This window comes from Methanosalsum natronophilum, from assembly GCF_024808815.1.
Classification (GTDB): Archaea; Halobacteriota; Methanosarcinia; order Methanosarcinales; family Methanosarcinaceae; genus Methanosalsum; species Methanosalsum natronophilum.
This window is the reverse complement of sequence record NZ_JANUCS010000016.1, coordinates 1-12483: the sequence shown is the minus strand read 5'-3', so window position 1 is coordinate 12483 and position 12483 is coordinate 1. Positions and strand designations below refer to the sequence as shown.

10 protein-coding genes and 1 tRNA gene are annotated in these 12483 nt (G+C 33.8%); 8 read left to right on the top strand and 3 right to left on the bottom strand.

The annotated features are described in order from the left end of the window. Positions 1-4: 4 nt before the first annotated feature. Positions 5-1192: a geranylgeranyl reductase family protein gene (locus J2T59_RS08345; RefSeq protein ID WP_259135480.1), complete on the bottom strand. Its 1188-nt coding sequence runs from the start codon at positions 1190-1192 to the stop codon at positions 5-7. 235 nt (positions 1193-1427) lie between these two features. On the opposite strand from J2T59_RS08345, the gene lysA reads away from it, so the two are divergent. The 4 genes from lysA (at position 1428) to J2T59_RS08325 (ending at position 6298) form a co-directional block, all read left to right on the top strand. Then, positions 1428-2708, top strand: a complete 1281-nt coding sequence (gene lysA / locus J2T59_RS08340; protein WP_259135479.1) for a diaminopimelate decarboxylase — start codon at positions 1428-1430, stop codon at positions 2706-2708. 229 nt (positions 2709-2937) lie between these two features. Then, positions 2938-3642: a peptidylprolyl isomerase gene (locus J2T59_RS08335; protein ID WP_259135478.1), complete on the top strand. Its 705-nt coding sequence runs from the start codon at positions 2938-2940 to the stop codon at positions 3640-3642. Between the two features lie 184 nt (positions 3643-3826). Then, positions 3827-3911, top strand: a tRNA-Ser gene (locus tag J2T59_RS08330). 401 nt (positions 3912-4312) lie between these two features. Then, entirely contained in the window at positions 4313-6298 is a 1986-nt protein-coding gene (locus J2T59_RS08325; RefSeq protein WP_259135477.1) for a histidine kinase dimerization/phosphoacceptor domain -containing protein, read from the top strand. Positions 6299-6329: 31 nt separating this feature from the next. Here J2T59_RS08325 and J2T59_RS08320 read toward each other — a convergent pair whose 3' ends face one another. Beyond that, positions 6330-6536, bottom strand: coding sequence for a hypothetical protein (locus J2T59_RS08320; RefSeq protein ID WP_259135476.1), 207 nt, complete (start codon positions 6534-6536; stop codon positions 6330-6332). A 383-nt stretch (positions 6537-6919) separates the two neighbouring features. Here J2T59_RS08320 and crtID point away from each other — a divergent pair, with 383 nt between their 5' ends. Genes crtID through J2T59_RS08305 form a run of 3 tightly spaced genes read left to right on the top strand, consistent with a single transcriptional unit; the run spans position 6920 to position 10213 of the window. Further along, a complete protein-coding gene (gene crtID / locus J2T59_RS08315) occupies positions 6920-8401 on the top strand; it encodes a bifunctional phytoene desaturase/3,4-desaturase (protein WP_259135475.1) in 1482 nt (493 codons plus the stop codon). Beyond that, positions 8376-9296, top strand: a complete 921-nt coding sequence (locus J2T59_RS08310) for a phytoene/squalene synthase family protein (RefSeq protein WP_259135474.1) — start codon at positions 8376-8378, stop codon at positions 9294-9296. Before crtID ends, J2T59_RS08310 begins: the two co-directional genes overlap by 26 nt. Before the next feature lie 59 nt (positions 9297-9355). Further along, positions 9356-10213, top strand: a complete 858-nt coding sequence (locus J2T59_RS08305) for a prenyltransferase (protein ID WP_259135473.1) — start codon at positions 9356-9358, stop codon at positions 10211-10213. Between the two features lie 38 nt (positions 10214-10251). On the opposite strand, the gene cruF is transcribed toward J2T59_RS08305, so the two are convergent. Continuing rightward, a complete protein-coding gene (cruF, locus tag J2T59_RS08300) occupies positions 10252-11016 on the bottom strand; it encodes a bisanhydrobacterioruberin hydratase CruF (RefSeq protein ID WP_259135472.1) in 765 nt (254 codons plus the stop codon). Between the two features lie 146 nt (positions 11017-11162). Between cruF and mch the strand changes: the two genes are divergently transcribed. Next, positions 11163-12128, top strand: coding sequence for a methenyltetrahydromethanopterin cyclohydrolase (gene mch, locus J2T59_RS08295; RefSeq protein ID WP_259135471.1), 966 nt, complete (start codon positions 11163-11165; stop codon positions 12126-12128). The last annotated feature ends 355 nt before the right edge of the window (positions 12129-12483 follow it).

Genomic DNA, 12483 nt, shown 5'->3' with positions numbered 1-12483 from the left:
CATTTCACATACCCTTATTCAACTTTAGTAAATTAGACCTGACAGTATTAGGTAACTTGCCGCATTGTATAGCTTTCATATGCTCAGAAGATATCATCTTGAATGCAGCTGAGACCATGGTATCAGATTTCATTAGATTATCCATTAGTTTTCTAGTATAAACAGCAGTTTTTATTTCGATACCCATTTGCTGTCTCCATCTTATTTCATATTCATTTAATGGAATTTTATTCTGAACGAATTCTGCTGCAGTCTCACCTGCAATCTTTCCACCTAACATTGCTGTAGAAATCCCGCCACCATTTGTTGCTATTAGATGACCTGCTGCATCTCCAGCTAAAATAACATTCCCTGAAACAGTTCTTGATGGTGCACCACCAACAGGAACCAATCCACCTATAACCGAAACAATAGTGCTACCCTTCAATTTTTTGCTCGCAATAGGATGTTTTTCCATGAAATGGTTAAGATAGTCCCTATAACTCATACCTTTTTTGCACATAGGTCTTCTAATACCAATACCAATATTAGCACTATTGTTTCCTTGAGGGATAATCCATGCATAGCCACCAGGAACATAATCTTTCCCAAAATACATTTCAACAGATGGTTCATCTATATTCACTCCCATAAGCTCATACTCTAAAGCAGTTGCTATATCCATAGGATCATGCTCAAGTACCAGTCCTGCGTTCCTGCCTATGAAACTACTTGGTCCATCAGCTCCGACAATCACTTTTGCATTAACTGAAAAGTTTCCGAACACACCTTCACACTTGAGCACCTTTCCATCAACTGAAGTGACACTGGTTCCAATTAGAACATGGGCATCCGAACTAGCAGCTTCATGTACAAGGTACTTATCGAACCTTTTTCTATCAAGGGCATATCCAGTTACTTCGAATCCTTTAGAATATCCATCAGGTGCTATGAACCTTTGATAAGAAGTAGTTGCATTTATACAATTAGCAGGAAACTCTTTTAGAGTATAAGGGAGCTCTGCGTTAGGAACAAGTTCTTCTAGTACACTAAAACCTGGTAAGAATCCACCGCATTGTAAAGGCACACCAATATCTTTTTTCCTGTCAATTAGAAGTACAGAAACACCTTTTTTTGCTGCATAGTTTGCAGCAGTTGCACCTGCAGGGCCTGCACCTACTACTACTACATCATATGAATCTTTGATGATCACAAAACCTATCTCCACGTGCTATAAATTAATTCATTATTTGGTAAGTAAACAAAAAAATTACTATTTCATCTTATACTCTTTATTTAAAACGAAAATCAGGTAATATGTTCAGTTTTTAGTGTCATAGGTATTTTATTATATAAAGCTGTTAATGTAATACAAACGTTGATGACAAATACATTATATAGGAAAACAAGACTTTTCTATAAAACACTACTTGAGTAAGGTGTAAAAAATGTTCACAATAAAAAATCATTTAGAAATTGAAGATGGACAATTAACAATAGGTGGTATCTCAGCGACTGATATCGTGAAAGAATACGGATCACCACTCTATGTTTCAAATGAAAATAGGATACGTGAAAATTTCAGACGTTACAAGAACGCTTTCCCTGACGCTGATCTGTACTATGCAGCAAAAGCCAATTCTAACATCACTCTACTAAAAATAATGGCAGAAGAAGGCGCAGGTGCAGATGTGTTTTCAGACGGCGAACTGTATCTAGCACTTTTGGCAGGCATGCCTCGAGATAAGATTCTGTTCAATGGTAACTCCAAATCTGATAAAGAATTGTATATGGCAGTAAAATCAGATGTTAGAATCTCTTTGGATTCTTTAGATGAACTTAAAACACTATCAAAAATAGCTAAAAAGGAAGATAAGGTCATAGATGTTTCCTTTAGGGTAAATCCAGATGTATCTCCAGAAACACATCCCAAGATTTCCACAGGTCTTAAATCTTCAAAGTTTGGGATTCCAAATGATGAAGTTGTATTAGCTTATAAAGAAGCGCTTGACCTTCCCGGCGTAAACCCAATTGGGATTCATTGCCATATAGGGTCTCAAATTCTAGAAATTGAACCATTCTCTGAAGCTATGCACAAAATGATGGACCTTGTTGAACAAATAACTCGACTTGGAGTTGATGTCCAGTTTGTAGATATCGGTTCAGGCTTAGGTATTCCGTATGAAAAAGGTGGTAAAGTACCAACACCAAAAGATCTTGCTGACCTGATCTTACCTATATTTAAATCAAGGTGTAAAGCTGAAGGGATTAAACCAAAACTGATTCTCGAACCAGGTAGGTACATTATGGGTGATGCGACCGTTTTGTTGACAACTGTCAATACAATGAAGATAGCTGCTAAAAAGTTTGTTGGAGTAGATGCAGGCTTTAATCTTCTAATAAGACCTGCAATGTACGACTCATATCATTTTGCAGTAGTTGCTAACAAAGCTGATAAAACACCTGAAGATATTTACAGTATAGTAGGTCCTATATGTGAATCTGGAGATATCCTAGCACATGATCGTGAACTCCCAAAAATTGAAAAGGGGGATATCATAGCGTTCCTCGACACTGGTGGTTATGGTTTTTCCATGAGTTCACAATATAATGGTCGAACTCGATGTGCTGAACTGCTTTTGAATAAAGGTTGCATTGATGTCATAAGAAAACCTGAAACCTATGATGATTTGTTAAATAATCAACTAATACCTGCAAGGTTTTTGTGAAATGAAAAAGAACCTTGATACATCATAAGCTTTTATTTAGGTTTAATTAGAGCTTATGGTGATTATATATTTTAGTTATGGGCACTTATTTGTGTTAGAATAAAAATCCAAAAACTTATTAAATCAAAACACTGATAAGCACAAGCTAAGATTTTAAAATAGTATATAGTAATCTTAACATAGCGTAATTGAATAGCTAGCTAACAATAAAGAATAAGGGATGATTTAATTGAATGTAGAAACTGGAGACTTTGTAAAAATATCATACACTGGGAAGTTTGATGAAGATCAGATTTTCGATACTACAGATGAAGAGATCGCTAAAGAATACGATATTTATAATCCACGTGGGATGTATGGCGGTGATGTGATTATTGTAGGTGCCGGTCATACAATCCAAGGACTTGATGAAGAACTTGATGGTAAAGATGTAGGCTATTCAGGTGAAGTTGTAATTCCCCCTGAGAAAGCATTTGGTGAACATGATCCTAAAAAGGTAGAATCTTATTCATTATCTAAATTCAAAAACAAGAATGCTCAACCTGGAATGCAGGTAGAGATTGAAGGTAAAAGAGGCATTGTAACTCAAGTTATTGGTAGACGTGCACGTGTAGATTTCAACCATCCACTTGCAGGTAAAGAAGTAACTTATGAATATAAGATAGAATCAAAACTTGAAGAACCTGATGAAAAGATAAAAGGAATCTTAGGGCTTTATACAGGTATCCCTGAAATAGAAGTTGAGATCGATGGAAATACTGCACGGATAGTAACACCACCTGAGATAACATTTAATCAAAGATGGTTAATGTCAAAGGCGCGAGTTGCTGAAGAGATACTTGAACACACAGAACTTGGTAATATAGAGTATGTTGAGCGTTACTCTAAAGAAGAAAAATTAGATGAAGCTGAAGATCAAGAAGATGAACAGTGATTAGAATATGTTAGAATCTAATTTGGCCAGTAAACTAGAATAACTGATGCTACTGTTCAAAAAAAGTGGTAGGCCCAAAAAACCACTTTTCTCTTCTAGTTTATTTCATTCATAAGGAAAATTATTAATAGTTGGAATATGTTTTTACATTCGCCTAAAATATAGATATCTCCTTTTTTTATATGCTGAGGTAGCCAAGCGGCCTACGGCGCCGGTCTTGAAAACCGGTGGTGCGACGCACCACGGGAGTTCAAATCTCCCCCTCAGCGTTATATAATAATATAGTTAAATGCTCTAAACACATTTACCTAATTACGCAGGATATTATCTATCCAATAATTTATGCGTGACTTTTAAAAAAAAATAATAAATAAATTGGTAGGTTCTGCAGAAAAAAAAAAGAACTGAGGTAAAATAGTTATATGAAAAAGGAACTGAGTTTGAAATAAATTTCATAATTTCAACTGCATAGAATATCCAATGAAATCTTTAAGCATGGTCTGTCATCTAGAAGTCTGGAACAAATATTAACTTGAATATAATGAGAATTTTAGGACAGTCTGTAATATGTTAGAGAAACCTTTCCTGACTTCCATATGTTAAAATAAGTGTTGAAGAAAGTTAAATTGGAATATAGATAGTTTTATTTAATGTGAAAATTATAACTTTTATGCAACATTTTCGGCTCTTAATTCCAATACTTCTTATTCTAGGTATGGGATTAATGGGAACGGTTGTATATGGTGAAGAAAATAATCTTATTTTGCAAGACGAAACCGACTCAGAAATAAACGATATTCGAGTGGATTTAACTCATGAGGAAGAAGCTTATCTGGCACAACTTGGGACAGTAAAGATGTGTGTGGACCCTGATTGGATGCCATATGAGATAGTCCATGAGGATGGCAACTTCGAGGGAATTGCTGCTGATCTTATTTATATTATTGCTGAAAGGTCGGGTGTAGAGCTAGAACTTGTTCCAACAAAAGACTGGGAAGAAAGCCTTGAATATTCTAAAGAGGGAAAATGCCATATACTAGCTTTTTTAACTCAAACTCCCGCACGCGATGAGTGGCTTCTTTTCACTGATCCATATTTCTCAGATCCAGTTGTTTTTATTACACATCAGGAACATGAGTTCATATCTGAACCTTACGCACTAGATGATCCTATAGTTGCTTTGCCTTCTGGAACAGCAATGGAAGAAAGAATAAGAAACGATTATCCACACTTTAGAATAGTCACCACGGGTTCAGCTGAAGCTGATGCATTTAGGATGATTGAAAATCGAGAGGCAGATATGACTGTTCGCTCTTTAACAGTTGCTGCTTATGTTATCAGAGACGAAGGTTGGTTCAATCTAAAGATTGCAGGTACAGTTCCAGAATATTATAACGAGTTTAGAATAGGGGTTTGTAAGGATGAACCAATGCTCAGGGACATTCTTAACAAAGGAATAAATACAATTACACCTCAAGAAGTTCAGCATATTGTTAACAAACATATTTCTATTGAAGCTACTACAGAAAGTGTACCTGATTATAGTTTAGCTCTTAGAATAATGTTTGTTTCTGGTCTCATAATGCTAGTAATTGTTGCATGGACAAGAAATATCAATTCACTGAATAAGGAGCTAAAAAAGAGGGAAGAGGAAATCATTATTAAAGAGGAACAGTTTAGATCTTTGTTTGTATTCTCTCCGATTTCTATCATTGTTCATGATAAAGATAGTGGAGAAATAATAGATGCAAACCCTACTGCTTGTAAAACTTATGGTTTTTCTTCAATTGGAGATCTCAAAAAAGAAAAGAAATTTTTAAGCTCTCCCTACTCTTCAAGCGATGCTGTAGGATGGATTAGGAAAGCAGCATCTGAAGGGGTGCAACAGTTCGAATGGCTTGATCGCAAATCTACAGGAGAAGAATTTTGGGTTCATGTATACTTAAATAAAGCAAATATCAACGGTGTCGAGAGGATAGTTGCAAATATAATAGATATCACAGACGAAAAGAATGCAGAAAATGATAGGCTAAAATTAGAAAAATTAGAACGAAATCAAGTTCTTATTCATGAGATACATCATCGTGTTAAGAACAATTTACAGGTCATTATCAGTTTACTTAGCATGCAATCTAACCTTTTCAAAGATGAGCATTTCAAAGCTGCACTTAAAGAGAATCAAAATAGGATAAGGTCAATGTCACTAGCTCATGAGAAACTTTATGCAGGTGACACAGTTGCAAGTATTGAGATATCGGATTATGTCAGTAGCCTCATGAGACATATATCACAAATGAACAGTTCTGTTAACGTACCAGTAGACCTTGAGGTCGATGTAGATGAACTGTATCTTAACATGGATATAACCATCCCTCTTGGCATGATAATAAATGAGATAGTGACTAATTCATTTAAGCATGCATTCGATGGCAAGGATAAAGGTCATATTTCCATATCATTTAAGGAAAATGATGATGGATATGAACTTGTCGTCAAAGATGATGGTATAGGTATTCCTGAAAGCCTTGAACAAATGAACTTTAATACACTAGGATTAAAAGTGATCAACTTACTTGTAACTCAATTACAAGGTGATTTGAGACTTGATAATCTTGATGGGACATGCTATACAATATCGATTCCAAAAGAGGTTTGATATTTTCATATAATATTTTTGTTATATTTACTCAATTATTATAGGCATCGAATATTTGCCATAACCAGATAATTGGAGTAGTGATGTAACCTATTAATATTATTGTCAATGCACCACTGATAGCCATCACTATCCAGATGATTATAGCTTTAAGGATTTGACCTTTAATCAATTGTCCCAATCCAGGTATAAAAAAAGAAAGCAATGCAGGAACTCCGTGCGTTTTACTGTCACTCATACAGCTCACCTCTATATTATCATTAATATTTTACTATCAAATATTATTTATTAATAGGATATAATTACATTATATATAATTATAAAGCTGTTGTTATATAGTTTGAATATAACATTTTGTTAAGATGTTGAAAACTTTATTTGTACCTGCAAAGAAAATTATCCATACTTAACTGGTAGTGAATGGATTTCCACTCTAGCCACAGAATTTTGTTTTATTTCAAATCAAAATTTATGTCTACCTATTAGAATTAAAATAAAATCTTCATCTTTAAAGATTTTAACCAAGGGTTAGATATAATCTTAAATAATAGATTTTTCTAAATAGTAAGAAAGTAATATATTAGTATACTGTTAGTTAATATTTATATAGGAGTGAATATTGTGAAAATTATAGTTATAGGAGCCGGTTTTGGGGGTCTATCAGCAGCTTCCCTATTTTCAAGAGATGGACATCAAGTCACAGTGATTGAAAAAAACGAATTACCTGGTGGTAGAGCTAGTGTTTATAGTGAGAATGATTTTAATTTTGATATGGGACCATCATGGTACTTGATGCCTGACATCTACGAGAATTATTTTGCTGAATTCGGAAAAAAACCTGAAGATTACTATGAATTAAAAAAGCTGGACCCTTCGTACCGAGTTTTTTTTGGTGATAAGAAAGTTGTAGATATCTCACCATCGCTTGAAAAAAACTATGAACTGTTTGATACATTTGAAGAGAATGGTGGTGAAAAGCTAAAGAATTATCTTGAATCCGCAGGCGAAATGTACGAATCATCTGTAAAAGAAATGCTTTACAAAGATTTCACTTCAGTATCTGATTTTCTGAGCGGGAAACTACTTTTCAAAGGTATGAAGCTCAATATTTTGGAAAGTCTAGACCATTTTGTCAATAAAAGATTTGATAGTGATGAAGCCCGAAAAGTGTTGGAATATTCGATTGGCTTTTTGGGTAGTTCCCCACAAAAAACTCCATCAATGTATCATATTATGTCACATATTGATATGACAATGGGTGTATTTTATCCGGAAGGCGGAATGCGTAAAGTAGTTTCTTCAATGTATGATTTGGCAGTTGAACAAGGTGTTGATTTCAAATTCAATGAACCAGTTAAATCATTAGAAATACAGGAAAAGAAAGTTAATAAAGTGATCACATCTAATGGTGAATATGATTGTGATATGGTCTTAGTTAATGCAGACTATGCACATAGTGAAATCGATTTAATACCAGACAAACATCAAAGTTATTCTAATAAATACTGGGAAACAAGAGTAATGGCACCTTCAGCTTTTGTTGCTTATGTTGGAATTGATAAGGTGTTAGATAAATTGGATCATCATAACCTGTTCTTGCAAGAGGACTGGTCAAACAAGTTCGATAAACTGTTCGATCCGAAAAAAGCTGAATGGCCAGATTCACCATCATATTATGTAAATATTCCATCAAGAACAGATTCAACAGCTTCTCCTGAAGGAACAGACACACTGTTTATCTTGGTACCATTGGCCCCAGGACTAGAAGATACTGAAGAAAAAAGGGAGGAACTTTACAATATGATCATGAATGATCTTGAAGAAAAGGTAAATGAAGACATAAGGGGTCATGTTGTGGTTAAACGTATATTCGCATTAGATGACTTTAAAAGAAGCTATAATGCCTATAAAGGTACAGCTTTAGGAATATCTCACACACTTAGACAAACCGCTGTTTGGAGACCTGCACATAAAAGCAAAAAAGTATCAAACCTATTTTATTCGGGCCAGTACACACACCCTGGAATTGGAGTACCTATGACTTTAATATCTTCACAGATAGTTGCAGAACAGATCAATGGAAACAACGGAGATAACAAATAATAGCGGACTAAGTAATAACATGATTGATAAAACGATACATTCAATATTCAAAAAAGGGAGCAAAACGTATTTTTATACAACTATTTTTTTCCCTAGTGATATAAAAAGTGACGTATTCACACTTTATAGTTTTTTACGTAAAGCCGATGATTACGTTGATAGTATCCCACAGGACATTAATGGTTTCAATGAATTTAAAAAGAAGTATTATGAAGGAATCAATGGTGCCAAGACAGGTGATGTTGTCATAGATTCCTTTATTGAGCTCCTTTATAGAAAAGAATTTGATTTTACGTGGGTTGATGCGTTTTTAATTTCAATGGAAATGGACTTGACAATATCAAGTTACAAAACATTTGATGAACTTGATAAATATCTTTACGGTTCTTCAGAAGTAGTTGGGCTTTTTATGGCCAAGATATTGGATTTACCAGAAGATGCATATTTTTCGGCAAAGTATTTAGGCAGAGCAATGCAATATTTGAATTTTATCAGGGATATCGATGAAGACCTTGATTTGGGTAGGAACTATTTTCCAGAAAGTGAACTTATAAAATATGGATTGAGTAGTTTAGAATATGGTGAAATAAAAGAGAACAAAGAGAATTACCGTTCATTTGTTAGAGCACAGATTGATATTTATAGAGAATGGCAGTTGAAAGCGGAAGAAGGCTTTGTATTTATTCCATGCAGATACCTGATACCTATAAAAACTGCTTCTGAGATGTATTTATGGACTTCAGACCAAATCTATAAAGACCCACTTGTTGTTTATGAAAGAAAGATTAAACCTAGCATTCCTCGTATTATATTCAATATCGCAATGAGTTTAGGTAAATGTGCTAAAATTCTCAGGAAAAAGTCTCAAATAAATAAAAATCCATTCCATGGTTGAGATGTAAATAGTTTAAAAATGTTTAGACCAAAAAACATATATTGTTTATTAAAAAGTTCATGAGCTCAATATTTTCATTTTTGTTTAAAATTTCCAGATTCAGGTTTTGGATATATACAGGAGGAACCTATGTTGTAGGTTACGCATTAGCTGCGAATACATTTACTGACTTTATGCAAATGGAATATTATATTTATCTTTTTTATTTCTTTTTTTTAGCTAATATTTTCATATATGGTGTCAATGATTTATGGGACGAGGATACTGACGAGCTCAATCCAAAAAAGGATGAAATGGAACATCGGTTACAAAAATCCGAGAAACTAAGATTAAAATTTTCGATTTATCTTATATTAGGTATAAGCATCATTTTGATGTATACTCAGAGCTGGGGTGAAAGGTTTATATTTTCAGGATTTCTGTTACTATCTTACTTTTATAGTGCACCTCCATTACGTTTTAAAGAAAGACCAATTCTAGATTTTTCTTCAAATTATCTTTATGTGATGCCAGGCATTTTTGCGTACTATTTAGTTGCAGGACAACTTCCTACATGGATTATATTACTCGCAGCATACTGCCATGTTTCTGCAATGCATATCTTTTCAGCAATTCCTGATATTGAATATGATCGGGTTACAGGTATAATCACTACACCTGTATATTTTGGAAAAAAAGTCGGTTTATATCTTGTACTAATGTTCTGGATTATTCTAGCAGTTATAGCCATATATTTATCTGGATACCATTTACTCAGCTTTTTAGTTTTAGTGTTTCCAGCATTCCCATTTATTTTAATAATAAAACCTTCAGTAGATATTAGAAAACTGTACTGGTATTTACCTTATGTTAACATAATATTGGGTGGCTTGTTGTTCCTCGCATTAATTAACTATAAGATATTTAATTGGATTTAAAAGTGAGCTAATAAAATAGAACGATGATTAAAATTATTTTATTTTGGTGTAAAATCACCTATTCTACCTTCAACTTGCCAAAATGTCAATATCAATAAACCTACCCCTATAATAGCAGGTATTATGAGTGTTAAGTATATACAGATAGCAGTCCAAAAAACCATTATCAAAAAAAAACTTGATACCATTGCTTTTGGCATATTATTATCCAAATTGTTTTTTGTTATACTCACTCCAATAATAGCAGCTATGAATCCTGATATTCCCCAGCCAACAAAATTGATGAAAGGCACATTATAATAAGTTCCGCTCTCAATCCATACCCAGAAGTTCAATGCGACTGCAGCAGGATCTAATACAAGGTCTGTTATGACTAGAATCAATGTAGTTATTAGTAATATTTGTGTAATGTTAGGTATTCTAGTGCTAATTTTGATTTTAGTGGCAAGATATAAACTTCCGATGAAAAGTGGTAGCCATGCAAGTGGTACAGTAAATGGTGTTAATCCAAAGAGTTTGTAGCCAATCAATTCAGTATAATAAAACTCTGAATATGGTATTCCAGTAATAATTGCAAAAGTTTCAAGAAGAAATGCATAGATACCTAAGACACATATGAATAAGATTCCCTTATTAATTCCTAACCATATTAATGTAGCTATTAATGAAGGTATTGCAAATCCCACTATGAAAAGGATAGATATCACAGTATGTTGCTCAGAGACTTCGACATTAGCTAGAAAAAATGCAGATATTATTAATGCCAAACTAATAATGTAGAAATGTTTACTATAATCTTTCAAATTAACACCAAAACCTATTTTTAATTATATCTTAATTCTATATTATATAAATTTCTCAATAACAGATTTTGCTGAGAAATAATCGTCAAATATATATTCAATCATACAAATTGAATTGAATTAGACCTTATAAAGGATGATTTTCTATGATAAGTGTAAATGAAAAAGGACTACAACTCTTCGATGAAATGCTAGATTGGGAAGATGAACTTAAAGTAGAATCACAGGAACTGTCTAATGGTGCAGTTATTGTAGACTGTGGTGTGAATGTTGATGGTGGTTATGATGCAGGAATGTATTTATCCCGGCTTTGTCTTGCTGATCTTGCAGACCTTGCATATACGAAGATTGACCTGAATGGTCTAGCAGTACCAGGTATTCAAGTAACAACTGATCTTCCAACAACAGCATGTATGGCATCCCAATATGCTGGATGGAAAATATCAGTAGGAAACTATTTTGGAATGGGGTCAGGCCCAGGAAGGGCTCTAGGACTTAAACCAAAAGAACTCTATGAAGAGATCGGCTATCAAGACGATTTTTCAGCCGCAGTTCTTGTATTAGAATCTAACAAACTTCCTGATGAAGAAGTAGTGGAATATATTGCTAAACACTGTAGTGTAGATACGGACAATGTATTTATTGCAGTTGCACCCACCTCCTCTATAGCTGGTAGTGTTCAAATATCAGCTCGTGTTGTTGAAACAGGTATTCATAAATTAGAATCAATCGGCTTCGATATAAATTGCATCAAAAGTGGATTTGGTACTGCACCTATTGCACCAGTTGTAGGCGACGATACTAAATGTATGGGATCAACGAATGATTGTGTAATTTATTGTGGTGAAACCTATTATACAGTTGATTTTGAGGGAACTTCTGACGAATTAAAGGAATATGTAAAAAATGCTCCTTCAGTCACGTCAAAAGATTACGGAAAGCCTTTCTATACAACATTTAAGGAAGCTAATTTTGATTTCTTCAAAGTGGATGCAGGAATGTTTGCACCCGCGAAAGTAACAATCAATGACCTAAATAGTAAAAAAACATTTAGTAGTGGTAAATTTAGTCCAGATATATTGCTGGAATCATTTGGTGTTGATGATGTTTAAAGTGAATTAAAGTAGTTTAAGAAACAATCTTTTCTTAAACTCACATCAATAAACCCTTTTTTTGTAAAAAACAATTTTATTTATGAAAATCATCTTGAATTTGCTTAGATTCAATTTCCCTTTGATTATAAACAGCTTTATTATGATCAAAATCACCACTAAACCCACTTTTTCTTATGTCCAATGATTTAATAGATTTCATTCTACCATAAATTAAGAGATTGGTGTTAGGTTTTATTTTAGTGTCAGGATGAGGTATACCGGTTGTGTCACTATTTTGCTGTAAATTCTCCTGTACCTCACTTTAGTTAGAGATCCATGTTTAAATATCTATTTCCTGTTAACCATTCTTCGT